The sequence below is a fragment of the Paenibacillus spongiae genome (assembly GCF_024734895.1).
In the GTDB taxonomy this organism is placed as follows: Bacteria; Bacillota; Bacilli; order Paenibacillales; family Paenibacillaceae; genus Paenibacillus_Z; species Paenibacillus_Z spongiae.
The window spans coordinates 4,687,521-4,712,500 of record NZ_CP091430.1 but is presented as its reverse complement, the minus strand read 5'-3'; the positions used below and the strand labels follow the sequence as shown (position 1 = coordinate 4,712,500).

General features: G+C 52.7%; 17 protein-coding genes and 1 tRNA gene. 13 read left to right on the top strand and 5 right to left on the bottom strand.

Annotated elements, in window-relative coordinates:
- Positions 1-25: 25 nt before the first annotated feature.
- Entirely contained in the window at positions 26-2,698 is a 2,673-nt protein-coding gene (locus L1F29_RS21315; protein WP_258384055.1) for a hypothetical protein, read from the top strand.
- Between the two features lie 96 nt (positions 2,699-2,794).
- Here L1F29_RS21315 and L1F29_RS21310 read toward each other — a convergent pair whose 3' ends face one another.
- Positions 2,795-4,375, bottom strand: a complete 1,581-nt coding sequence (locus tag L1F29_RS21310; protein ID WP_258384054.1) for a DUF4127 family protein — start codon at positions 4,373-4,375, stop codon at positions 2,795-2,797.
- Positions 4,376-4,559: 184 nt separating this feature from the next.
- Between L1F29_RS21310 and L1F29_RS21305 the strand changes: the two genes are divergently transcribed.
- The 4 genes from L1F29_RS21305 to L1F29_RS21290 all read left to right on the top strand — a co-directional run bounded on the left by L1F29_RS21305 (position 4,560) and on the right by L1F29_RS21290 (position 10,486).
- Positions 4,560-5,279: an N-acetylmannosamine-6-phosphate 2-epimerase gene (locus L1F29_RS21305; protein ID WP_309252324.1), complete on the top strand. Its 720-nt coding sequence runs from the start codon at positions 4,560-4,562 to the stop codon at positions 5,277-5,279.
- 189 nt (positions 5,280-5,468) lie between these two features.
- Positions 5,469-6,338, top strand: a complete 870-nt coding sequence (locus L1F29_RS21300; RefSeq protein ID WP_258384053.1) for a MurR/RpiR family transcriptional regulator — start codon at positions 5,469-5,471, stop codon at positions 6,336-6,338.
- 37 nt (positions 6,339-6,375) lie between these two features.
- Complete coding sequence (locus tag L1F29_RS21295; protein WP_258384052.1) at positions 6,376-7,323, top strand: ROK family protein; 948 nt, start codon at positions 6,376-6,378, stop codon at positions 7,321-7,323.
- A gap of 271 nt (positions 7,324-7,594) precedes the next feature.
- Positions 7,595-10,486 carry a glycoside hydrolase family 10-like protein gene (locus L1F29_RS21290; RefSeq protein WP_258384051.1) on the top strand — a complete coding sequence of 964 codons (2,892 nt, stop codon included), beginning with the start codon at positions 7,595-7,597 and terminating at the stop codon, positions 10,484-10,486.
- A 216-nt stretch (positions 10,487-10,702) separates the two neighbouring features.
- Here L1F29_RS21290 and L1F29_RS21285 read toward each other — a convergent pair whose 3' ends face one another.
- Together L1F29_RS21285 and L1F29_RS21280 are read right to left on the bottom strand one after the other, a co-directional pair.
- Positions 10,703-12,280, bottom strand: a complete 1,578-nt coding sequence (locus tag L1F29_RS21285; protein WP_258384050.1) for an FAD-dependent oxidoreductase — start codon at positions 12,278-12,280, stop codon at positions 10,703-10,705.
- Between the two features lie 486 nt (positions 12,281-12,766).
- The gene (locus L1F29_RS21280) at positions 12,767-13,978 is read right to left on the bottom strand and encodes a GGDEF domain-containing protein (protein ID WP_258384049.1); all 1,212 of its coding nucleotides are present in this window, start codon (positions 13,976-13,978) and stop codon (positions 12,767-12,769) included.
- Between the two features lie 498 nt (positions 13,979-14,476).
- On the opposite strand from L1F29_RS21280, the gene L1F29_RS21275 reads away from it, so the two are divergent.
- The 3 genes from L1F29_RS21275 (at position 14,477) to L1F29_RS21265 (ending at position 20,404) form a co-directional block, all read left to right on the top strand.
- Positions 14,477-15,601: a glycosyltransferase family 4 protein gene (locus L1F29_RS21275; protein WP_258384048.1), complete on the top strand. Its 1,125-nt coding sequence runs from the start codon at positions 14,477-14,479 to the stop codon at positions 15,599-15,601.
- 64 nt (positions 15,602-15,665) lie between these two features.
- Positions 15,666-17,006 carry a metallophosphoesterase family protein gene (locus tag L1F29_RS21270; protein WP_258384047.1) on the top strand — a complete coding sequence of 447 codons (1,341 nt, stop codon included), beginning with the start codon at positions 15,666-15,668 and terminating at the stop codon, positions 17,004-17,006.
- Positions 17,003-20,404, top strand: coding sequence for an AAA family ATPase (locus tag L1F29_RS21265; RefSeq protein WP_258384046.1), 3,402 nt, complete (start codon positions 17,003-17,005; stop codon positions 20,402-20,404). The genes L1F29_RS21270 and L1F29_RS21265 overlap by 4 nt, the downstream gene beginning before the upstream one ends.
- Positions 20,405-20,422: 18 nt before the next feature.
- Here the strand turns inward: L1F29_RS21265 and L1F29_RS21260 are convergent, their stop codons facing one another.
- Entirely contained in the window at positions 20,423-21,463 is a 1,041-nt protein-coding gene (locus tag L1F29_RS21260; RefSeq protein ID WP_258384045.1) for a YkvI family membrane protein, read from the bottom strand.
- 418 nt (positions 21,464-21,881) lie between these two features.
- Positions 21,882-22,610 carry a hypothetical protein gene (locus L1F29_RS21255; RefSeq protein ID WP_258384044.1) on the bottom strand — a complete coding sequence of 243 codons (729 nt, stop codon included), beginning with the start codon at positions 22,608-22,610 and terminating at the stop codon, positions 21,882-21,884.
- Between the two features lie 184 nt (positions 22,611-22,794).
- On the opposite strand from L1F29_RS21255, the gene L1F29_RS21250 reads away from it, so the two are divergent.
- The 5 genes from L1F29_RS21250 (at position 22,795) to L1F29_RS21230 (ending at position 24,946) form a co-directional block, all read left to right on the top strand.
- Positions 22,795-23,364 carry a xanthine phosphoribosyltransferase gene (locus L1F29_RS21250; RefSeq protein ID WP_258384043.1) on the top strand — a complete coding sequence of 190 codons (570 nt, stop codon included), beginning with the start codon at positions 22,795-22,797 and terminating at the stop codon, positions 23,362-23,364.
- 92 nt (positions 23,365-23,456) lie between these two features.
- Positions 23,457-23,777, top strand: a complete 321-nt coding sequence (locus L1F29_RS21245) for a hypothetical protein (RefSeq protein ID WP_258384042.1) — start codon at positions 23,457-23,459, stop codon at positions 23,775-23,777.
- 111 nt (positions 23,778-23,888) lie between these two features.
- The gene (locus tag L1F29_RS21240) at positions 23,889-24,110 is read left to right on the top strand and encodes a hypothetical protein (RefSeq protein WP_258384041.1); all 222 of its coding nucleotides are present in this window, start codon (positions 23,889-23,891) and stop codon (positions 24,108-24,110) included.
- Positions 24,111-24,276: 166 nt separating this feature from the next.
- Positions 24,277-24,720, top strand: coding sequence for a TFIIB-type zinc ribbon-containing protein (locus tag L1F29_RS34485; protein WP_373876421.1), 444 nt, complete (start codon positions 24,277-24,279; stop codon positions 24,718-24,720).
- Positions 24,721-24,860: 140 nt separating this feature from the next.
- A tRNA-Leu gene (locus L1F29_RS21230) sits at positions 24,861-24,946 on the top strand.
- The last annotated feature ends 34 nt before the right edge of the window (positions 24,947-24,980 follow it).

Below are 24,980 nucleotides of genomic sequence, written 5' to 3'. Positions count from 1 at the left end.
TGCTCGGTGGGAAGCTGCACAATAAATGGAGGTGACGTATTTGCTATCGTCCGTCAAAATGCCATTTCGAAAATGGATCCCGGTTATGCTCATTATCTTGCTGCTTGCCATGCTCTCCGTATTCGGCACCAGCTACGCGAGCTCACCGAACGCCAACAATAATCATGCCTTCGATTACATTCGCATGCTGGCTGGCAATGCCGGAGCAACCTACGAGCTTAAGAGCGGATCGGTTCCGATCGAGAATCCGATTATACCCAAGGACAGCGGAAGTGTCCTTGATCCTCTCGAGCAAGGCGGCACCCTTGGTCAGGATTTCATGGCACTGGAGCCCTTTAACGGCATAACGATCGAAACACCGTCAAGTGAGAGCGGCGCTGTCACGTTCAAGATGACGTTGTATAAAGACGGACCAAGCGGAACCGAGATGTACACCGCACAGGTAACGAACTCGGAGGACGGAATCAATACGATTGCATTCCCCAATCAGGAGCCTGGCCGATATTACGCGGAGATCAGTTTGCCTAGCGGGCCTATTGGATGGTTAAACCAGCCGGTCAGTTACATGATGGGGGCGGCATACAAAGATGGACAATTGCTGCTCGACACCGAGCGTGTGCTGTCGTTGGTCTACCCTGTCCAGGCTTCGGCAGGACAGACGTTTCATGCAGAGCGGACTTTTAATGAGGTTCTGCTGAAGCTGCCGCCTTCCAGCCAGAATGGGAACTTGGCGGTGCAGCTGCATCAGGAGAATCAGGATGGAAGATTGCTGGTGGAGTCCAGGGTGGAATTCGATGATCCCGGATATGGCCGGATCAAGGTAGGGAACATGCCTCAGGGCAATTATTACGTGGAAATCATCAACAATGGAAGCGTAGCGTTCCAACTGGGTCTTGGCTCGGCACCCTATGATGAAGGGATTGCCTATCTGAACGGGATTGCGTCTCCGGAGACGGATTTGGCTATCGGATACGGAGCCGCCCGGGACTGGCAGCAGTGGGATACGCAGAGCGGCACGTGGGTTGCGACGGATCAGCTCGGCCGGACGGTATCCACGAACGCGGCTGTCGGGCCGCCTGACAAAGACAAATTTGTCGGGATGTTCTATTTCCTGTGGATGGGCTATCACAGCAATGACGGCCCCTACGATATCACCAAAATATTGGATAAGGATCCCGATGCGCTGCAGAATGCGAATAGTCCGCTATGGGGGCCGGAAGGCCGGTTCCATTATTGGGGGGAATCGTTATTCGGCTATTATAAGCCGGATGATGAATACGTTCTGCGCAAGCATGCCCAGATGCTGTCGGATGCCGGCGTCGATACGTTAATATTCGATACAACGAACAGCTATACCTATACGGATAACTTCATGGCCTTGCTTCGCGTCTTCACCGAAGTCAGGAATGAAGGGGGCCGGACGCCGCAGGTTGCTTTCCTCGCTCCGTTCGGGGATGCATCTAAGGTAACGGAGTCATTGTGGAATGATTTATATGGACCGGGACTCTATTCGGATCTATGGTTCCGTTGGGACGGCAAGCCATTGATTATGGCGGATCCGAATACGGTTCGTGCCGACTTGCGGGATTTCTTTACGTTCCGGAAGCCGATGCCTTCTTACTTCGACGGTCCGAGCGGGCCGAATCAATGGGGCTGGCTCGAAGTATCTCCTCAGCACGTGTTCTATGATGCGGAAGGCAATCAGGAGCAAATGACAGTCGGCGTTGGACAGAATGCCGTTCCAAACGGCAGCGGAGGCTGGAGGCTCGGCGCGATGAGCGAGCCGGGAGCGATGGGAAGAAGCTTCCATAATGGAGCACAATCCGGGCAGCCCTACCCGTCCGAACAAGGGCTGAACTTTGCGGAGCAATGGGAGAACGCGCTGGCGGCCGATCCCGAATTCGTCTTCGTGACCGGGTGGAACGAATGGATTGCGCAGCGGTTCTCGCATTTTAACGGTGCGCAGAATCCGGTTATGTTCGTCGATCAATTCAATCAGGAGTTCAGCCGCGATATTGAACCGATGAAAGGCGGACACGGCGATAATTATTATTATCAACTGGTTGACTATATCCGTAAATATAAAGGAACTGACGCTCTGCCGGCCGCCCAGAAGAAAAATAACGTCAAGATCGACGGCAAGTTTAAAGACTGGGACAAAGTGAGTCCAGAGTATCGCGATAATATTGGTGATGAAGCGCGCCGGAATCATCCGGGAGTCGGAACTTCGGGGCAATATGTCAACGACACCGGACGCAACGATATCATTAGCGCTAAAGTCGCTTTTGACAATCACTATGTGTACTTCTACGTAAGAACCAGTGAAGCGATGACGCCATATACCGATCCGAACTGGATGCACTTATTTATCGATGCCGATCAGAATCATGCTACCGGTTGGGAGGGTTATGACTTCCGGGTAAACAAGTCGGTCGCAAGCAGCCAGAAGTCGCTGTTGCAGGCCAGCGTGAACGGTACGGACTGGCAGGATATCGGCCAGGTCGAGTACCGGGTCAGCGGCAGCGAGATGGAAATTGAAGTTCCTAGAAGTTATCTTGAATTGAACAAGAAGGATAGCGTTCAGCTGGATTTCAAATGGGCGGATAATATGCAGCAAGAAAATGAAATAACCGAGTTTACCGTAAATGGGGACAGCGCGCCGAACGACCGGTTCAATTATCGTTTCGAAGGGAAGTAGAAACGACAACTGAAGAGGGTTAAAGAGGGCTTGGAAGGCAAAAGGAAGGTGGTGCAGGGATCATCCTTGCACCACCGCTTTTTTCTCGTGATCACGCTACGCGCGGCTGCTCTCGACAGGTGTGTCGTTCATGCTGATTTGGAAACCGACCTCGAACATCCGCTTCCATGGCATGCGTACGTCAACGATCTCAAATCGTTCAGGCTGCAGATCTTGAAGATAGGTGTGAGCGAAATTCTTCAGCTGATCCCCTACGATCTGGGTAATGGCATCATAGCATTCCGATACGCTGAAATAATTGCCGCCCAGCGCCGGAAGATGTTCATTCAAGACGCAGGATCGGACGATGGCCTGGTAACCCCAATCTTCAATAAGCCGCTGGATGAGGAAAGAGCGGCTGCTCGACATTCTCACCTTCGATTCACTGGCTTGGGGACGAACGAAATAGGACTCGATAATGCCGTGTGCAATTACAGTACCAAGCGTATTGCCCGATGTGTTCCATCCGGCATAGGCATGCAAACGGCTTAACAATCCGGAACGGGACAGCAGCTGCATCAGGGAATGATCGCTGCCGTTCAGCGCGGCAACGTCCGCGAGCGCAACCGTTCTTCCACGATCCAAATAATTCTCGATTGCAGCAGTAAACTCGCGAATGTTCACCTCGGAAAAATAAGAGCGATGGCGCGTGGATAACGGTGCCGCAGCATTAGCGACAGCGTCTTGACCGGCTGCCGGCGAGTGAACCATCAGGATAAAATCGGCTTCGTGCGAATTGTCCGCAAGCAGACCCCCGGCTGCGATGACCTGCGATTTAATGCTTTCGCCAAGTGTACGGTCTTCCAGACAAGGAATGATCGTCGGCCCAAGAGTGGAAGAGTATCGTGTAAACAATTCGGGCCGGTAATTCCGCCGCTCGCAGAAGACACGGGCGATTAACGTACAGCCGACCTCGTCGGCTCCAGGGTAAATATGTATGCGATCCGATAGATTGAGTTGATCGGCAAGAATGATGAGCTTGTTCCGCTCGGAAGCGGTAAAACCATACTCCGCATTGTCATCAAGCGGTATGATAAGCGTATCGATTATGCCATCATGGACCAAACGGATGGAAGCTTCATTAATGAATGCGTTCACGCTGCGTCTTAGCAAATGCTCGGTAAGCACCGCTTGAGGAATCTCTTCCTGCAACCGCTTCCATTCCAGCTGCTCGTCAGCGGCAAGATCGCCGTGCGTCCCCTTATCGCTCAGCCATGAATATCGAAAGATGCTTGCGCCGTACTGTTCGTAATAGGAAGGCTCCTCATCGTCGCTGTTATACGAAGGGGTGCGCATAATGAGATTGAACGCCGAGATCCGCAGCTGGGGACGGCTGGCCTTCAGTTCTCTAAGAACGTTAAGCCGCCTAAGACATTCTTCTTCCGTATGATGATGCAAGCGCGAAGGGACAATACCTCCGTACACGAGCATATCGATAGATACGATCAAATCATCGGCATCCGCAGCAGATTCCTTCAGCCAATTCATGATGCCGGCGGGATCGGCAGGAGTCTTCTTGTTCCCAAGAAGATGATACGGAGGTGAAGACAATGGCAATTCACCAATGCGGGCTAATGCGATAGGATATTCGTAATTGCAAGGTCTCTCGTCTAGCGGTAGATACAGGAGAGCATTCATATCCGATTTCCTCCATTACCATATAATTGTTTGAATGAATTATACCATGTTTCACTCGTTTGAAAAAGAGAATAAATCCGATATAGGTAGATTAAAAAAAGAAATCTTCCATTTCGGATAGTTCGATGGTATGATAGCTTTTAAATAATAACCATATTCTATCCAGTCAAAAGGAGCGGAACTGATGAAGGATGCACTCATTGAAAAGCTGCGCAACGGGTGCGTTGTATCGTGCCAAGCCTTGGAGGATGAACCTCTGTTTGGTTCGGACATCATGAGCGCAATGGCTGTAGCCGCAGAAGAAGGAGGGGCAGTTGCCATTCGCGCGAATACGCCCCAAGATATCGAAGCGATCAAGAAGCGCTGCTCACTGCCGGTGATCGGCCTGTACAAACAAACTTATCCGAATAGCGATGTATATATTACGCCTACGATGAAAGAGATCGGAGCCGTATTGTCGGCGGGCGCCGAGTTTGTCGCCGTCGATGCCACGAATCAAGCCAGACCTGACGGATTGCAGTTTAGACAGCTTCTGGAGCGCATTCGTTATATGCATCCGAAAGCAATCGTCGTTGCAGATATATCCACCTATGAAGAAGGCGTAAAGGCGATGGAGATGAATGTCGACATCGTGTCCACGACAATGTCGGGGTACACCCCCTACAGCAGGCAAAGCAAAGACCCGGACATTGGGCTTGTGCAAAGGCTGGCGGCTTTGAAGAAGACTCCTGTCCTCGCCGAAGGCCGGATTTGGACCGTTGATGAATGCTTGCAGTGCTTCGAGGCGGGCGCGCATGCTGTCGTCGTCGGTACGGCCATTACAAGACCTCAAGAAATTACGAAACGGTTCGTGAAGGCAATCCATCGAAGAAACGAGCATGCATCGAATTACTCGGCAAAATAATGGCACTTCTCCGCGATTGATTCGTATGGTAGGGAGAAAACCGGCAGTCCGTTACGAAACAGATGCAGATTTAATAGAAATTACGATGCAGATTTAACGGGATGTTCCCTTGTAAAACGATTGGCATTCGTATATTCTTTCATTAATTAACCAGAATAACCCAGCGGACACAATAAGGGAGAAATACAAATGAAAAAAACACGCAAATTAAACAATTCATCTAACACGCTTCTCATGATTTCCAGTGTGTATTCCTCGATGACCAAAGCGGAGAAGAAGGTGGCCGATGCCGTACAGAACAATCCGGAAGAAGCGGTACTGTCGACCGTCACGGATTTGGCTGAGACGGCGGGCGTCGGCGAGACGTCGGTCATCCGATTTTGCCGTGCGCTGGGCTTCAGAGGTTACCACGAGTTCAAGCTGTCCATCGCTCAAGACCTGGTCAATGTCCCCAATTATAACAATGGTGAAATTGACGAATCCGACACTGCGATGGATATTGTCCGGAAAGTAACGATGAACAACGAGAACATTCTGAAGAATACGCTTGATTTGTTAGATATTGAGCAGATGACGAAAGCGGTCGAAGCGATTATCGCGGCAAATAAAGTCTACATCTATGGTGTCGGATCGTCCGGGATCACCGCGCTCGACACGCATTACCGATTGATGAGATTAGGGATGAAGGTGGAGGCGCAGCGCGATTCGCATATCATCGCGATGTCGGCTGCCATGGTAGAGAAGGGCGATGTCGTGATCGGGATCTCCACTTCTGGCAGCACGAAGGATCTCGTCGATCCGTTAAAACAGGCCAAGGAAAACGGAGCGCGCGTCATCTGTCTGACAAGCCATGCGAAGTCGCCGATTACGAATTATGCCGATATTGTCCTGCTGATCCCAACCCGCGAGATGCCATTCCAAGGCGGCGCATTATCGACGAAGATGGCTCAAATTCACGTTCTGGACATTATGTCCACTTTAATTACGACGCTCAAGAAGGATGAAACGAACGATTCAATCCGAAAAACGGCGAATGCCGTTGCCGATAAGCTGTACTAATAAGGTCATTATTCAAAATCATACAGGAGGTCGTCAGATGTCTGTCGAGCTGGCAGTTGGAGTGGATATTGGAGGAACCAAAATTCATTTTGCACTCGTAGACGATGAAGGCAAGCTCTACCATCAGGAGATTGTCCGGACAGAGTCGAGAAAGGGCGCCGTTGTCGTTCTGAATCAAGTATTAGAGGGAATTGAACGGATGTGCCTGGCAGTTCCAGCATATACGGACCGCGAGAAGCTTCGCGGCATCGGAATCGGCAGTGCCGGACAGATTGATTTTGCCACGGGAAGGGTCGCCTTTGCCGTCGATACGCTGCCAGGCTGGACGGGAACGCGAATTAAGGAAGAGGTATCGGCCCGGTTTCCGGGACTCCGGGTCATCGTCGATAATGATGTGAACGTTCAGGCTATTGCGGAGCGGCGCTACGGCGCCGCCCAAGGCTTGAACAGCTTCGTCTGTTTGTCGCTCGGGACCGGAGTTGGCGGCGCTGTGGTGGAGAACGGGCAGCTGATTCGGGGGACATTCGGAGGAGCGGCTGAGCTGGGACATGTATCCGTCGATTTCAATGGACCACGCTGTTCATGCGGCAACAGAGGCTGTCTGGAATTATATGCCTCCGGTACCGGTATCGTACGGTTAGCGGATGAACGTGCCGCTGCAGGCTTGTATGAGGGTCAGACCGATTCGCGGTCCGTAATTAAGGGTTGGTTGGATGGAGAATCGAGTGCCGCGGCAGTTATGGATGTCGTAATCGCGGCATTGTCGACGGCCACAAGCGGTCTCATCCATACATTCAATCCTCAGGCTGTCATTATTGGAGGCGGCGTATCGGAAGCTGGCGAGCCACTGCTGACCGCGCTTCGCAGCGAGACGGCACTTCGAACGGCTCCGGCGATGTGGAAAGCGGTACAGATCGTTCCTGCCGCAGTAGGCATTCAAGCCGGTGTCATCGGAGCAGCTGCACAGATTTGGCACTATGCTTAAACATATATTTGCAACCGGTTTCAAGAAATATGACACAGCTATTTCGACTTCGTGTGCAGGCATGGGATAAGAGATCTCGTGCCTTTTTTTTATCGAGTAATGGTGAAAGTAACCGTCAGTATAGAATGTGAAAGTGAATAATTCTTTTTAAGGAGGTGATGGGGGGGACGATAAGCAAATAGGCAGTAAAGGAGCAGTAAAGGAAACGAGATGATTCAGCAAACGGGTGGAATGATGACATTATAAGCTGTCTAAGGGAGGTAGAACGGATTTGAATATTCGCGCCAAATCACTGCTATCATGTATGCTATGTATTGCCCTTATCTTCACTGCTGTCGCCGCAACGGTATCAGCGGAGCCTCAAATTGAAGACCCGACATTCATTCATACACAAGAGCCGCCGGCAGGCGGGCCGGAAGAGGTGACTAATCAAGATCAACCCGTTTCGGAAAACAGCGAGAAGGTCGAGGATCCTTCACAGGGGATCCCCGAGAATGAAGATGAATCCAGTCCGCTTGCTGCTCTTGCCGATGATCCCAGGATCATCGTGGAAGGCCGCGAACCCATACAAGTGGATAGGGTGGATCAGGAGCGCACCGAGAATTCAGTAGTTATCTATACGCGCAATTATGGAAGCGCAACCAAGCCTTATCTTGCGGAGAATACCGCGGAATACATCGTTGTCAATGGCGTCATTGCCGTCATAGGAGCCGACAGGCAAACCGGAAGCAGCGGAACCAACATCCCGCTGAATGGCTATGTCATATCGGCCTCGGGCACTTCTAAGACTCTCCTTGACGGTGTACAGCTCGGACAGTCGGTTACAGCCGAATCGGTTCAAATTCCAGTGTATCCGAACAAATATTTTAAGGTAAGCGACATAGTAGTTGGAGTTACAGGGACCAATACACAACGCCTTGCGGCAGATGTCATTCTGTTTACGCCAGAATACGGGGACACGACAACTCAGAATCCGTGGGGGATGGAGCTAACAGTGGTAGATGGCAAGGTGACACGTATTGTGAAAATTCATGCCGATGAGAACGGGAATTTCGTCGATAACAATTCACCGATTCCGGATAATGGTTATGTGTTATCCATTCAATCGGGAAATCAAGGCTACGATGATTTGGTCGATATCATGAAAGTTGACGACCCTGTTGAATTGAATATGGATAGCCCGGTTTATCAAGCCGCCAAGACGGACTTTGATGCGAGGAATGCCGACCGGCTGGGGGATCAATTAATTGTATACGATCGGAGTTATGGTGAGCGAACGAACACCAACGGCTGGGGGAACGAGGTTGTCGTCGACAAGAATGGCTTTGTCATTAGTAATAGCGGCAACGATTCATTCATACCCGAGGAAGGATTCGTCTTATCCGGACATGGCGTGAAGAATGCGTGGTTAACGAGCAATGCGCCTGTTGGCGCCCGCGTATGGGTCGATGATATCACGAAACAAGTGCTGATCATCTTTACTCCCGAATCGTACCTGGATAAGGCGAAGATCAATATTTTGGCTGCCGAGAGTCAGTTGGAGCAGTCGAAGAAAGAATTCAGAGACGTTCCGTACAACGAGATTCAAGCGAAGATCGATCAGGGGAAGATGCTGTATGAAGAAGCCGAAGCAAAGCTGGCAGCGGAAGGAATTGGCAGCATCCTGGAGCTGTTGAAGGAGATCGACCGCATATTGACGGACGCGTTTTATTTGAGCTTCGAATCCGGCAAGGTGGAAACGCGCGGCGTATGGCTTCGTCCGAAGGAAAGCAATATCGAGGATGTGAAGAAGAAATTAAATAACTTGAAAGCCATCAACGTCAATGCCGTCTATCTTGAAACGTGGTGGGACGGATATACGACCTGGCCAACGGTAATGAAAGATGGCGAAGGGAAATTGTTAACGGAGCTGAACCCGCTATACAAAGGCTTTGACGTATTGCAGGCCTATATTGACGAGGGCAAGAAGCTCGGTATTGAAATTCATGCCTGGGTGGAAAATTTCTTTGCCGGCGGACCCTCGGTGATGAATCATCCGGAATGGCGATTAACGTCCAGAGACGGCACCGATTATGAGCCGGGACCGAATAATACACCATGGTATTGGCTGAATCCCGCTCTGCCGGAAACCCGTGATTTCGTTTCCGATGTGTATGAGGAATTACTTACGAAATACGATGTCGCGTCACTTCATCTCGACTATGCACGCTACCCGGGTTCCGGCGATTACTCCAATGATTTCGGGTATGATACGTACACGCGCGGCGAATTTATGAAGAAGTATAACACCGCTATCGATCCGATTAATCTGCACCCGGGCGATGCAGCAAATGAGGAATTGTGGAATCAATGGCTGCAGTTCCGGGCGGATATCATTAATACTTGGGTGGAGCGTGTCGTGGAAGAAGCCCATGTTATCAAGCCTGATTTGCAAATTACGGCTTCTATCTGGCCGAATTTCCATGAAGCGCCTAAGTCTCATGCACAGGAAACGAAATATTGGCTGGATCAGAATTTGATCGACGAGCTGTTCCATATGTCCTATGCATCGGGCTCCTCCGTCGTTGTAGGCGATTTGAAGAATTCACTTGAGCTTGCGAAGTCGAATGCGTTCGTTTCCTCGGGCATCGATACGTTCCAAGGAAATCCAACCAATGCTGTGCTGGACCAAGTGAAGGAGACGATCGCGAACGGTGCGATTGGAACCGCATTATTCGAGTATGAAGGGATATTTAATTTTAAATACGAGAATGCGCTGCGCTCCAGCGTGTTCCGCAATGAAGCGATCAAACCGGACTACCGATACACGAGACCGCTTACAGCAGTCTTTACGGATATGATACGTAAAATCAATGATATTTACGTACCCTATAACGGGCTCAGCGATAAGAATGCTAAAGAGCTGCGTAAGGATTTGCAATCTGCAATTAAACAGCAAAAGTCGAAAACCTTAATGGACGGGAAAATAGCAGCGAAAACGAAGAAAGATATCGCTCGAATGAACAACCTAATTGCATCTTCTACGCAAGGGATTAATGACGAAGTGAAGAAGCGGTTAGCTCATGATTTGTCTATCGCAAGTAAAATGGTCGACGTATTTCTAGCAAAAGACGTAGGCAAACATGGATCCAAACCAGGATCCAAAACCAAATCCGAAGAATGAAATATAGATTAGAAAGCCGCAGAAGCATTTGATCTGCCGCATTGACAATGCGATCGAGGAGGGGCTTAGAAGGCTTCCCTCCACGTCCATTGGCATGTTGAATTCATCCATAGCAAGAAATAAAGAAACCGTTCTTTTCGTAAATGGTGAGCTGCACTCCATTTATCAATGAACGGTTTCATTATGTTGGGGTTGCACGATTATATGTATTGCCGTTTACAGAGGCGTCATGACAGGCCAAGCGAGCTCGATGCCTTCACGTTCCAGAAGCGCTTGAAAATCTTTGAGAAGTTCGGGATTGTTACGGACATGCCGGGGGATGGTCCCCTTACGAAGACTGTACGCGGCTAAGTAGCCCGCAGCCTCGCCAATATTCCATTCCACGGGATGCAGGCGATAGCATCCATTCGTAATATGGGTGACGCCAAGGTTCTTGCAGGCAGGAAGCAGGTTATCCGTCCGTACCGGGATCAGGCTGCCGAGAGGGATCTGGAACGGCAGACTGGAGATATCGAGAAAGTTGCGGTTGCCTGTATCGGGATGGAGATCGATCCGATAGGCACCGACTCCAACGGAATCGGCAAATTGCTCCGCACCCCGATCGCCTCGCGCGTCAGTGCCGATATGCTGCTCCAGAACCGTGAATTCGGCCTTAATACGGCGGGATTCGCGAATGTAGGGCGCCATTGCCAGCCCGTCCTCCGTTCCGACAACGTCGCGTCTGAGCCGCAATCCAGGGTATCCGACACCTCCGTCGGGACGCGGAGCTTCCTTCTGCATCCAGTAGAGCAGCGACAGACTGAGCTGTTTGGCCTGATCGAGATGCCGATTCCGCTCGTCCTCGGAGACGTCGATGATAGAGCCCAGCCAATAATCGTTTTGAGGCCAGTTGATAATGGAAATATCGGCATGGAATGTCCCCGGCGCGAAGTTGGTCCTGTCCAGAATGCGGCGATAATGGAAGAACGGGTACTGCCCCTTGGCATTAGGAAACAGCGACACTTCCGTCGGCTTCAGCGTGATCGGGTTCGGATAGGTCCAGCTCAGATGCTTATCCGGCCAAAAGTCCGCTTGATAGGAACGCCAGAAATCATAATCGCGCGGCTTATCAATCGTATGATCCTCACCTTCGGCGTAGTCGACGGCATAGCAGTACGTGAATGCCTGCATATGTTGAGGCTGCGGTTCGCCTTCGAGCGCATGCGGCTCACCGGTTTGCTTGATGGATTCTGCGCCGGTTACATATTCGATTCCTGCAAGAGGCAGGACATCGCCGCATTCGGTGGCATCAATGAAATAAGGCGCAGAGAGAATCAACGATTCGCCGCTCAGCGTGGAGCTGACCTTTACCGACGTTACTTTATCACCGCCTGTCTCAGCGGAATCGATGCGATGATGCGCAAGAATCGTAATTTTACCGCTATGTACATACGGGGCAAGCAGCTCCTCCAGGACGGACAACCCGACACGCGGATCGAAGCACAATCGGCTGACATTGCCATTACCGGGGTTTAACCGTTCATTCGCGAATGCTTCCGGCGTCATCGGAAACTGCCGGCGGTAATATTCCCGCACGCGGTTCCTGAACTGCCGGTAGCTGCGCGTGCAGCCGAAAAATTCGATCCAACGGTGTTCATCGGGAGGAACGGCTTGGCTCGTCAATTGACCTCCAATCCATGCGGTCTCTTCCGTTAGAATGACCCGTAAGCCCATCTTGGCCGCAGACAACGCTGCGGCGCAGCCCCCGGTGCCGCCTCCAATAATAATAAGATCTCCTGTCATTTCGCGTGCCATCGTCAAGCCTCCAGTCCTATTACTAGTAATGAATATGCCATGCTTGATCTTCCTGAAAGGGTGGTTACAGCAATTAAAGGACATCCAATGACATAGCGGGATGCGCCTTGACATACCTATTCGATAACACATGGAATATTCCTCTAAAAATATAGAATTAAAAAAATATTTTTGTTAGTACAGTCGGAATGGCTAACAGTACGCGGCCTTTAGAGTGACCCCAAGTCGAAGTCGTTAGAGAATCAATTGCGCTAGTAGGATTCTAATAACCAACCGATTGGACCGTCGAGCGGGCTTCCACCTGGACTGTTTGGCATCGATACCTGCTCCCGTGTTGGAATGAGGCTGTGAATAGAGAAAGGCCTCACAGAGGGGTACGGTGATGGAGACGTACCGAACTGTAAGGCCATTCTGGCTGTATGAATGATTCACAGGTTATGTAACAAGCGTATGGGAAGACCTGATATTTATTAAGTGTATAGGCAATTAACCGCTGACTTTTGCTTTCTTCTTCGCTTTATCGCCGCTGTCGGACCGGGAGCGGCTGCGCTGAAGCGAAGGGTGAAGCGTGACTTTATTCTTGCCGGATGTCTTGGACTGGTACATCGCTTCATCGGCCTGCCTTACAACTTCTTCGATTGAGTTGCCTTCATGCGTAATGCTTACGCCGACGCTTACGGTAACCATCGTTTCGTGCTCGACCCGGCTGCGTATTTGCTCGGCGACTGTCTCGGGCTTGATCCCAGGGGCAGCTACGAGACCGAGCAGTTCCTCGCCGCCGTAACGGCCCGCCGCGCCGATGCCTGCGGTCTCTTCCTTGATAATCTCGGCTACCTGCTTCAGTACGCCGTCTGCCTTATGATGGCCGTGGGTGTCGTTGAGCTTCTTGAAATTATCGATATCGCAGAAAATGATGGCGACCCGTTTGTATTCCTGCAGCAGCTGTTCGGCTTTCTTGTTGAAATGGCGGCGGTTATACAGACTAGTCAGCCCGTCGGTGATGGACGACTGAAAGGTCATAAGCAGCCGTTCGATTACCCATTCGAACAAGAGCAGGAACATGAGCGTATAATAAATGACCGGAAGCAAATGAGTCAGAACGGCAAGCATCGGAACGCCGCCATGAAACACATAAACATCGGCAACGTTGGCCAATTGATAGACAAAAAAGATGATCAGGCTCGCGGAATAGTGAAAGCGCTGTTCCATTCCCCTAAGATTGAGAAAAATGGCAAAGTTGATGACAAGACCGTAAAAATCCAGCGCCAGCATCGAGAAGCTCTCTTCTCCTACAGGCATGTTCAACAGCTCGGGAGCTAGCGCGACTTGGATACCGGCAATGATGATAGCGCCGAGTGACATGAACAGGAACGGAAAGCCCTTCAATCTGGAAGAAGGCTGCGTATATAATTTCATAAAAACAAAGTTTATAATGATAAATGAAAGCAGGCCCAGCAGCGACGAGAGCAAATGAAGATAAGGGTACTGATATAAGCTTGGAGAACCGAGCGCGATAACAATACCTTGCTGCACCATAATAATCGGCAGAATGAACATGAGCAGCAGATAGATCCGGTTTCGTCGATAGCTCTTATATAATCGGTTGGCCATAAATAGCATCAATACAAGAATGGTGAGCACACAAGCGGAAGCGAAAGTTTGTCCGGTCGGGCCGGCGAGTCCTTGCAAAATCATCATCGTTCGAAACCACCCATGTCAAAATTCGTCTGGTCAGGACGGCATTCCTTTACAGAAACATATGTTCTAGTATATCATGTTTGAGTCGGGCCGGGAAGACTCGGATACAAGCGATGCTAGGGAAACAGGAGCCGTATAAGAGCAGCTGCTTTCGTATTATATAGATGCAGATTAGTGCGAGCGGGGAATGCGCAATTATCAGTAAAATTTGTGCTGGATGTCGCGAATAATCTTGATTGCAAATCTTCTTACGTCGAGCTCAGGTACATTTTTTAGTAGATTCACACCTTAAGATATATAGAGCATTGTCTGCCGTAAACGCTTAGCCCATGCTTACGAAGTGCGTTTTCTCACGAAAACGCTTAGCCCATGCTTACGAAGTGCGTTTTCTCGCGAAAACGCTTAGCCCATGCTTACGAAGTGCGTTTTCTCGCGAAAACGCTTAGCCCATGCTTACGAAGTGCGTTTTCTCACGAAAACGCTTAGGAGGACACAGATATGAACATCTTGCAAGCATTGTTTTTCCCCCCTGAGCAGCCGGGAGGGGTATCCTCGATGGTTCCCTATATCCAGGAAAGGTTCAATAAGCTCGGCTGGCCCATGGAGCTGTTCTCGCTGCCGAAGCGGGTAAGAGGCAAGGGTCAGGAAAAATTTGAATTTGAAACATTCGACGTACAGCCGTTCGAAGGAAATGCGATTGTCGATAAATATATGCAAACCATCCGCGACTACGTATGGTGGACCAAGCTTCGGATGAACAAGTCATTCGATCTGATTCATGCCCATCATCCGATCGCAGCGCTGGTCATGAAACGATTATTTCCGGATACGCCGCTCGTCATGACGATCCACTCCAGCTACGAAAGGGAATTGATTCTGAACGGAAAAATAGAAGAGGGCGGCATCGAGCACCGTTTTCTTACCTCGCTGTATGGCGAGCTCGAAGCGAAGGCCGACCGAATCCTGACCGTATCCGAATCCTTCAAAAATTACATGGCGCCATACGTCAACAATCCGGAAGCGATCGGCGTCATCCCGAACGGATTCAACGAGAAACGCTTCAAGCCCATTTCGCACGAGAACGAGGTCGTTCAGCTCATCACCGTCTGCCGGCTCGTACCTGCCAAAGGGCTCGATATTCTGCTGCATGCATGCGCGGAGCTGAAGCGACGGGGACATCCGTTCGTCCTTCATATTATCGGCGACGGACCGATCAGACTTGAGCTTGAGCAGCTTGCGCAGCAGCTGGACTTGTATGACGATATTATTTTTTACGGTTATATGCTTCATCCGGAAGAGTTCATGCCGTTCTTCGACGTGTTCGTGCTCCCTTCCAGGGCGGAAGCATTCGGTTCCGTTTTTGCGGAGGCGGCATTGTGCTGGCTAGCGCTGGTCGGAACAAACGTAGGCGGCATTGCTGAACAGATCGAAGACGGCGTCAACGGATTGCTCGTGCCGCCCGAGGATCCGATTGCGCTGTGCGACGCTTTGGAAAAAGTCGTGACCGATCCATCCTTCCGCTACAATATGGCCCGGCATGCCTGGAGCAAGGCGAAGAAGGAATATTCACTGACGCGCGTTATCGCTCAGCTGAAGCAGGTGTACCAGGAATTGGCGCCGTAACCGGCCTAACATAAGCATCAGACTTTAGCGGCGAAGCCGTATATCATATATAGGAGGATCATTAATGAGTGCCGCGTTCCGCTTCATTCATGCCGCCGATCTGCATGTTGACAGTCCGTTCCGCGGCTTAGCGGTAGCGCCGGAGCGCATACGCGAAGCATTGGCGGAATCTACGTTTGCGGCTGTCCGGCATTTGGTCGATTCGGCGATTGAGCATGAGGTTGAATTTGTCGTGATTTCCGGGGACTTATACGATGCAGCGGACCGGTCGCTGCGGGCGCAGCTCGCGCTCAAACGGGAATGGGAAAGGCTGTGCGCTAAGAGCGTGCAGCTATTTGTCATTCATGGTAATCATGATCATCTGTCGGGAGCCCGCGCGTCTCTGGACTGGCCGGAGTCCGTGACCGTGTTCGGTGCGGACAAGGTGGACCATAAGCCTGCCTTCAACAAGAACGGCGAGCTTATCGCTTACATTCACGGCATATCTTATGGAACCCGTGCCGTTACGGATAATCTGGCTGCACGGTATAAAGCGCTGCCGGATATGCCGTACCAGATCGCGCTGCTCCATGGCAATGTAGACGGGGATGCTTCCCATGATCCCTATGCACCTTGCTCATTATATGAGCTGGCTGCCTCGGAATTCGATTACTGGGCACTGGGTCATGTTCACCAGCGCGCCGTCTTACATACATATCCGCATGTTGTTTACCCCGGCAACACGCAAGGCAGGCATACACGGGAACAGGGAGCAAAGGGATGTTACCTCGTTGACGTATCGGCGGCGAAAGAAACGGAGCTGACGTTCATCGAGCTGGATGCCGTCCGCTGGGAGACGGTAATAACGGATATCGCTGATCTGACCACGGAGCAGTCGCTTCTCGAAGCCATGGAAAATGCGATCGTTACGATGGCCGCCGACTGTGGGGGACGTCCTCTCATGCTGAAGCTGGTATTGACCGGCAGGGGACCGATGCACCGCAAGGTTAGCGAGAGCAGCTTCATTCAGGAGCTTCTGGAAGAGCTCCGAAGCCGGTTTGACCTTGATGAGTACGGTGCCCATGAATCGGCCGCCGAGTGGATATGGCTGATCGGTCTTGAAACGCGGACCGGCGCGGAGCTAGATCCGGAGCTGCTTTCAGCCGAGGACAGCTTTGCGGGCGAATTATATCGGCAGTGCGCTTCCGGTTGGAAGGATGGAAGCGGATTGGCTTTGGAAGAGGAAGCGCTGGCACCTCTATTGGCCAACCCCCGCTTGCGCAAGCTGATCCGGTCGGTCTCTGAGCGGCAGAAGCAGGAGTGGATCCTGCAAGCCCGGGAATTGACGCTGGGGCTGCTCACGGATGAAGCGGAATCGGCGGCAGCGGGCATGCCCGAAACAAGCGGCGAGGAGGCCAGGCAATGAGATGGGTCGGACTTCATGTGGACGGATTCGGCAAGCTGAATGATTTTTTCGTGGATATGGACGCACCGATTACGGTTATATACGGGCCCAATGAGGCAGGAAAGAGCACCACGCTCGGCTTTATCCGGACCATGCTGTACGGGTTCGCAACGAAAGCGAACCGGGTCGAGCGGCAGGAGCCGTCAAGCGGCGGGAAGCATGGGGGCCGGCTGTTATTCCGCGATCATGCGGGCCGGCTTTATTCGGCGGAACGTTATGCGGTTTCTTCAGGCAGGGTATCCGTCCGAATGCTGGGATTCGATCCCGCAGCAGCCTCTCACGAGGAAAATCTTCAAATCATTGAGGCAGGTGAGCAATCGGACAGGAACCTACCTTCGGCAAAGGACGACCTCTCTGTTCAAACGTATACGCAAGAGGTCTGGGAACGGTTATTTCTAGGCGGGGTCAATGAGCGGGTCTATCGCCAATTGTTCGCGATTACGCTTACCGAGCTCCAAGCGATCGGCATGCTGGAAGGCGATGAGCTGGGCAAGCAGCTTTATCATGCGGGATGGAGCGGTGGCGCTTCTGTGGCGCAGGTGGAAAAGAAGCTGAACGCGCAGCTGGACGGGCTGTTTCGTCCAAGAGGAAGCACGCAGGCCATCAACCGTCATATTAAAAAGCTTGATACCGTAGAGGCGGATATCCGCAAGATGGAGGACGGCATTGAAGCTTATCAATCGTTAACTGCCGCCATTGAAGCCGCTGAAGCCGAATGTGAGGAATCCGAATCTCGATTGCCGGGCTTGCGGGAGCAGGCGATTCTGCTTGCCAGGGCGTGCAGCCTGCACCCTCTCTGGGTGCGGCGGCTTGCTCTGCAACGGGAGAGGGACGTACTGGAGCGGACCGGCCATCTTCCTGCGGATGCGCGCAGCCGCTGGGAAGGGCTCCGAACAGAGCTCGATCGTTTGCAGTCCGAACTGGATCGGCTGCGCGAGGCGGAAGCTCGTACAGGCGAGCGTCTGCGCTTACTGGATCAAGATCAATCCCTTGCTGCCCGATGGGATGAAATTCAAGCGCTGCTGCTGTCGTCGGAAACGATGGAGGCAGCTGTGCGGGACCGCGTTGAAATCGATGCCGAGCTGCGCGAGCACAAAGAAACGATCGAGCGGCTGCTGCAGCGTATTGCGCCGAATTGGACAGAGCAGCGGCTGCGTACGTTTCGCGTGGACGTCGCGGAGCGTGAATGGATCCGGCGTTCGCGAGCGGACATGTCCGAGATGTTGAAATCGCGCAGTCTTGCAGAGGCGGAGCTGCGCAGCATAAGGACGCAGCAGCATGCACTGACCGGCGAGCTGGCGGAGCTGAATCATCCGCTCGAATCGGCTTGGACAGCGGAGCCCGCGCATATCGGAGCGGCATTCGGGGAAGGGTTCCGCCAGGTGAATGCTGGCATGAGTGCGCGCTTCGAGCTGCTGCCCGCATCCTATGAAGCGCTGCGTCATGCTGCGCGGGCTTTCGACGATGCGTGGCGCGAATGGGAGCTCGAGCAGATGAGCGCAGCAGCGGCATCGCCTGCGCCGGCATCGCCTGCCGGCGCGGAAGCCGTGCGCGGCGGAGCCGCGCTCTGGGCGGCCGCCGGCACGCTCGCAGCCGCCGCTGCAGCGATGACGGCCGCCGGGTGGCACACGGCCGCCATCGCTGCGATCGCGGCAAGCGCGGCGCTGGCGCTGAGCGCCGCGCTTGCCCGCACGCGCGCGCGCGCCAGCGCCGCGCCGCAGCCGCGGGCCGGCGGCGCATCGGCGCCGGCCCAGGCGGCCGCCGCGGAACGCCGCGTCGCGGCGGCGCTGCGGGCGCTCGTGCGCGAGCCGGAGGCCGCGCTCGGCGCCTTGTCTGCTGCGCAGATGCATGCGGAGCTGCGAGCAGCGGGCAGCCGCGGCGCGCGTTCGCGCGGTGCGAAGCCCTTACGAAGCAGGGGGCTCGCATACAGCGAAACGGCCGCCGCTTCAGAAGCGCCGGGCGGCCGTTCCTTGCGCGAAGAACTGCTGGCTTCGGTCGAAGAGCGCCTCGAGGCGCTTCGAAGCGATGAACGAAGCCGCGAACGCAGGCAGGAGCTTCAGAGCCGGTTGAACCGGCTGCAGAAGCAGGGGGAAGGGGCAGAGGACGAGCTGGCCGGCATTGTGCAGCGGGAAGCCGAAATGGCTCAGAGCTGGCGCGAGTGGCTGCTGCAGCAGGGATTGCCGGAATCGCTGTCGCCTGAGGCCGCGCTGGAAACCGTGGACCTCGCGGAGCAGGCGCTTCACCGGCAGCAGGCTTGCGAGCGTATCGCCGCGAAAGCGGCTGTTATGGATGCCCGGTTGGCGGAGTTTCATGCAGCGGTTGCGGCTATCGCTGACGAATATCCCGGCATGGGTCCTGGCAAACCGGGGGATGCCGTGTTAACGCTGAGGCTGCTGCATGCTGAAGCGACGAAACAGGCTGCAGTTCGGGATGAGACGGCACTGCTTGACGCGAGGCTCGCGGAGCAAGAGCAGCGAATTAATGAGCTGCAGCCGGAGATAGCCCGATTAACCGTGCAGCGCAGCGAATGGTTCGAAGCTGCGGATGCGGCAAGCGAGCCTGAATTTCTGGCTGCGCTTGCGAGCTCCGAGCGCTTGTCGGAGGTCGAGAGCGAGCTGTACAAGCTGCAGGCCGAGCTGGGAGCGGGGATGCGGCCGGATCAATTGGAGCAGCTGACACAATGGTACACCGAAGAGAGCTTGCAGCAATTGCAGGACCGAAAGTCGGAAGCCGAGAATATGCTGCGGATTGAAGAGCAAGCCGGCCGGGAACGGCTGGAGAAGCTTGGGCGGCACCGTCAGGCGCTGGATCAGCTGATGCATGAGACCGTCCGGCAGAAGCTCACGGAGGAACGCGAGTCGGCCGCGGCTGCGCTGGAGGAGCTGGTCTCGCGGTATGCGGTGCTTTCACTTGGATTAACGATGATCAACCGGACCAAACGCGTCATGGAGGAGCAGCGGCAGCCTGCCGTGCTTCGCGATGCATCCCGCTTTATGGCGATGTTGTCTAACGGAAAATATAAAAGGATCGCCGTTCCCGAAGGGATGGAGACGATCCGTGTGGAGACGGCGGATAACCGCATTGTGGACAGTATGCATTTGAGCCGGGGGACGGCGGAGCAGCTGTACCTTTCCATGCGCTTTGCCTTGGCGGATGAAGCGGCTGCGTCCGTGGAGCTGCCGATGATCCTGGACGATCTCTTCGTGAACTTCGACGCCTCGCGTCTGGAGGCTGCAATCGAGCTGCTGCGCGAGATTTCCGGCCGCAGACAGCTTGTGCTGCTGACCTGTCACGATCATGTGCGCGATTTATGCATGAGCAGGCTGCCGGGCGCCAAGCTTGTGGAACTGACCTCCTGACCGCAGGAAGAAGGACCGTTAATTGCCCTGCGGCGAACGTATTCGAATAAGGAGAATGAGCCATCCGAGGCTGATCAGGCCGAATAACGGATAGAGGGTGGACAGCAGCGGGCCGAAGCCGATTTGACTTGCCAAATAGCAAATGAACAGGACGGTAACGGTGAGCAGGACGCGGGAAACCTTCAACCGCTCTTGAAGCTGAAGCGTCAAACCGTAAATATCCGCAACCAAGGTCGTGAAGATCTCGGCGAAAATAAGGAAGATATAAATCCACTGAACGCCTTGTCCGAGCTCGCGGGCGATGCCGCCCATCGGAATCGCGAACTGCTGTATGCCGGGCATGTACACCGATAAGGCGATATGTCCGGTCAACAGCATAAAACCGATGCCGAAACCGCCGAGCCAAGCGCCGTAGACAATCGTTTTGCGGTCCTTGATCTCCGCGCCCAGAGGGACGAGCACGGCTTGCGACATGGACAGATTGAAAGCGGCATATAAGAAAGGCGAAGCCCATGCGGCCCAAGGTGAATGATCGCTTGTAAGGATCATCCAACGGTCGGAGCCAGGCGTCTGAATCGTATCGATGATGATCAGCACGGTGAACAGCAGCATGATGGGAACGACGATGCTGTTGAGCGTCAGGATGGCTTTCATTCCTTTGCGCAGAAGGAAAAAACAGCCGAACAGCGTGATAAGAAGTCCGGATTGATACGAGAAATTCCAATGCTCGTTAAATATAGAGCCTGCGCCGGCAAGCATGACAGCGTTGACGCCGAGCAGGACAATCAGCATGAAGTGGCTGACCCAGCTGCCGAACCGTTCGCCGAACAGCACTTTATTGACAGCTTCATACGATTTGGCCGAAACCTCGCTTGCGATAAGCATCATCTTTGCACCCAGCCAGATGAACATGGCGGTTGACAGCAGGATCGTCAGTGCGCCCCAATATCCGAATCTGGTGAAGAATTGCACAATTTCCTGGCCTGTTGCGAAGCCGGCCCCTACAATCGTTCCCATATAAGTGAAGGCGACTTGCAAAACTTTACCGGTTCTTTTCATACGACGTATGCCCTGCCTTTCATCCCGCCTTTGTTATAAGGTATGTCCGGGAGAGGACAGGCATGACATAAATTGATACTGAAGGCCATAGAAGACCGGCAGCATGGTTGTATACCTTACGCGCCGGTAATGCAAGTATAGCGACGCTTGGCAGCTTGCGGGACAAAGAAGGATCGAACGGGACGGTCTGAGGAAGATCGCGGTTAAGTCATCGAATCGATTTGCTTCAGTAGGCAGAGGTGAGGTGGATAATGCGGTGAGGCCGAAGCTGGTTACAAGAACCAGCCTCAAGGATCATAAGATCCGCGGGCATACCGGATATCATGAGGTTGAAAGAAGGGGCTTCATACGCCGGTCGCCGTTGGAATAGTCGCGTGGTGCAGGGAATATAGAGTAGGGATTGGTAATTGTGTCCAATCTATTCGGCTTCATGGAACAGCTTGATGGAGATAATAGTACCGGTCTTCGGTTCCAAATCGATCTTGAGCAGCGCTTTCTCAGCTTTGTAGGCCAGCACGCTGGAAGTGTTCGTATCGGGCTTGCCTAATGCCTTAACGGCGGCGTCTTTATTATCGCCAATCTTCAGTCCGTTCAACTCGGTTGAAACGCCGGCTTTGAAGACTTCAACGAATCTGACTTTCTTATCGGCACCGAAGCCGACAGCGAAGCCATCGTATTCGTTAACTCGCAGCTTCTCGGACTCATCCTCCAGATCGTATGCGTCGCTTGGCTTGCCGAGCTTACGATCAAGTGAGGTTTGAGTGTCGCCCAGGGCGATGCCGCGAAGCTTCGGCGCAGTAGGGTCCCATTGCTTCTCTTCTTTGATCGGCGTGACTTCGGGCTTGCCGTCTATCTTGGCATCCTTCTTGTCCGAAGATGATTGGGTCTCGGCGTCGGGCTGATCCGTCTTATCGTCGTCTGCGACGGCGTTCGCTACCGGTACATCACCCGAATCGGTAGCGCTATTGTATGTTTTTTGCGGGCTGTCGGGATTTGAATTCGGATCGGAATTAAGATTGCTCGCCCCTATGCTCGTACCCGGTTCCGGCACGGGATCGTTTATCGTCGTTTGGCAGCCTGCAATAATAACGGACAGAAGGAGGACAGTAGACGTTTTTGCTGCAATTCTCGCTGGGTTAGGTAACAACTAATGACACCTCCTGTTGATGAAAAGTATCGCGAAAATAATCTCTCTTTCTATAGACGCTTTAGCAATGGAAAAAGTTGCATGATTATGGCATAAATCCATTCCTATTTGAGGATTTCAGTTGCGAAGCCCGCCTACCTTATGGTACGTTATCGGAAAAAGATTTTTTCTGGAGGGAACGCGGATGGATATACTCAAAGAACGCATATTACGCGAGGCTTCCGTAATCAATAGCGATGTTCTTAAATTGGATGCTCTTCTGAATCATCAGGTAGATCCGGAACTGACGATGGAGATGGGGAAGGAATTTGCGCGTCGCTTCGCCGAGAAATCGATTACGAAAGTCATTACGGTCGAATCATCGGGCATACCGGTCGCATTTGCGACAGCACTTGCCCTTAATGTGCCGCTTGTATTTGCCAGACGCAAGAAGACGCTTATTGCCGATCAGGATGCTCTAACTGAGCGGGTGCCATCCTTTACGAAAGGGATTGTGACGGATATTATGGTATCGAAGCAGTTCCTTCGCCCGGAAGACCATGTGCTCTTCATTGACGATATCATTGCCAACGGAGACGCCGCCCGGGGCTTGATCAAGATTATCGAGCGTTCCGGCGCTAAGCTGGCGGGGCTTGGAATCGTCGTTGAGAAGTCATTCCAGGCCGGTGCAGGTACGATTCGCGAGCAGGGAATCGTCGTGGAATCGCTCGTTAAAGTGGCTTCGCTGGAGGGCGGAATCATCCGCTTCGAATAGGCGTGCCTGTCACATTTCCACAATCAGTCCCTTTTCGCGATATTCTTTTTGTCATATAATGTTCATAAGTGACCAAGGGGAGGCACAAGAACATGGGGAAGTTTTCTTCTGACTATTTACATTCCAAATTGTCCGACGCCAAAGTCCATTTCGAGCGTGCGCTCGACTGCAAGCATACGGAATTCGATGACTTATACCCTTATATGATTGAGCATCCTCAATTTTTTTGGTATAAACGATACGTTGCTTGGTCAGAATTGTTAACGATCGTCAAACTTTGCGGCGAGCTCGAGGTCGATTGGCACGAGATGTTCACGGAGAAGCAAGCCGAGTACATTACCAGCCGTGTCATGTCCTCGCGCGTGTTGGATGAATGGTACGAGACGAACGATTCGAAGGAGCACGTCGGATAGTTCATTGCGATATCCGTAACCAATACAGAGATGAAGACCTCAATGAGTGCGATGAACGCGGCATTGAGGTCTTTTGTTATGGTGGACCGCTAAGGAGGCCTGGAAATAATCATGATAACGGATGAACAGCTTAATACATATCGGCTGGAAGGAACCAAGCTCAGAGTGGTTCGCGACGCATTGGAGATGAACGATGTGATCGGCATCGTCGTCGCATGGGATAAGGATAGCGTCGTGATTCGAAAACATAATCGCAGGGTAGTGAAGTTAAGCAGGCTTTATAGCTATGAGCTTGCATCTGAACCCCGGTCGATTGCAGTCGAAGAAGAATAAGAGGTCCCTGCGAACATCATTAGGCTGCAAGAAACGAACGGCGATGTGGAACGTAATCGGCAGAAGTTCGTATGGAACGATAACGATATGCGTGTATTCGAAGCGGGTAAGCTCCATGATGCTCGTTCGAAGCCCATATGACGATTTAATAAGGAGGGATTCGTTCATGAAGTGTCCGGTTTGCTCAGATGTTCGAATGCGGGAAGTGGAGAAGGACGGTGTAATGATCGACGTATGTCCGGATTGCAAAGGGGTTTGGCTGGACCGCGGCGAGCTTGACAAGCTGATGCAGGGGATGCGTCAGATCCAGGATGATTATGACCGACTGGAGGAGCAGTATTACAGAGGCGGCAACGCCCAAACAATCGGCGGGAACGCACAGACGCCTCCGCCGCCACCAGCAGGCGGCTATGGACAAGCAGCACCTCAAGGGGGCTATGTTTCTCAACAGCCGCAGCAAGGCCATTACGGAAATCAGTCTCATCCGAACGGCGGGTACGGCCACCAGGGTCATAATGGGGGATACGGCCACAAGTACGGATACGATAAATACGGAAGGCCCAAGAAGAAAAAGACCATGATTGACGTATTGGGCGATCTGTTCGATTAAATCTGCGGAGCAGATCTTCAAAAGGAGAGAAATATAGTCCGCAGCATCTTATTTTTCTTGACTTTAGTGATCTCGGGATGATAAGATAGGTTACGTGCTTGCGATTATGATGCTGCAAATGGCATCGCTGTCAGCAAGATGCGGTCGTGGCGGAATGGCAGACGCGCTAGATTCAGGTTCTAGTGTCAGCAATGACGTGGAGGTTCAAGTCCTCTCGACCGCACCAACCTTATCATTCGTTTCAGCTCATGCGGCTGGAA

Coding starts and splice junctions, on each gene's coding strand:
- L1F29_RS21315 (WP_258384055.1), top strand. CDS start 26: ATGGAGGTGACGTATTTGCTATCGTCCGTCAAAATGCCATTTCGAAAA.
- L1F29_RS21310 (WP_258384054.1), bottom strand. CDS start 4,375: ATGAATGCTCTCCTGTATCTACCGCTAGACGAGAGACCTTGCAATTAC.
- L1F29_RS21305 (WP_309252324.1), top strand. CDS start 4,560: ATGAAGGATGCACTCATTGAAAAGCTGCGCAACGGGTGCGTTGTATCG.
- L1F29_RS21300 (WP_258384053.1), top strand. CDS start 5,469: ATGAAAAAAACACGCAAATTAAACAATTCATCTAACACGCTTCTCATG.
- L1F29_RS21295 (WP_258384052.1), top strand. CDS start 6,376: ATGTCTGTCGAGCTGGCAGTTGGAGTGGATATTGGAGGAACCAAAATT.
- L1F29_RS21285 (WP_258384050.1), bottom strand. CDS start 12,280: ATGGCACGCGAAATGACAGGAGATCTTATTATTATTGGAGGCGGCACC.
- L1F29_RS21280 (WP_258384049.1), bottom strand. CDS start 13,978: ATGATGATTTTGCAAGGACTCGCCGGCCCGACCGGACAAACTTTCGCT.
- L1F29_RS21275 (WP_258384048.1), top strand. CDS start 14,477: ATGAACATCTTGCAAGCATTGTTTTTCCCCCCTGAGCAGCCGGGAGGG.
- L1F29_RS21270 (WP_258384047.1), top strand. CDS start 15,666: ATGAGTGCCGCGTTCCGCTTCATTCATGCCGCCGATCTGCATGTTGAC.
- L1F29_RS21265 (WP_258384046.1), top strand. CDS start 17,003: ATGAGATGGGTCGGACTTCATGTGGACGGATTCGGCAAGCTGAATGAT.
- L1F29_RS21260 (WP_258384045.1), bottom strand. CDS start 21,463: ATGAAAAGAACCGGTAAAGTTTTGCAAGTCGCCTTCACTTATATGGGA.
- L1F29_RS21250 (WP_258384043.1), top strand. CDS start 22,795: ATGGATATACTCAAAGAACGCATATTACGCGAGGCTTCCGTAATCAAT.
- L1F29_RS21245 (WP_258384042.1), top strand. CDS start 23,457: ATGGGGAAGTTTTCTTCTGACTATTTACATTCCAAATTGTCCGACGCC.
- L1F29_RS21240 (WP_258384041.1), top strand. CDS start 23,889: ATGATAACGGATGAACAGCTTAATACATATCGGCTGGAAGGAACCAAG.
- L1F29_RS34485 (WP_373876421.1), top strand. CDS start 24,277: ATGAAGTGTCCGGTTTGCTCAGATGTTCGAATGCGGGAAGTGGAGAAG.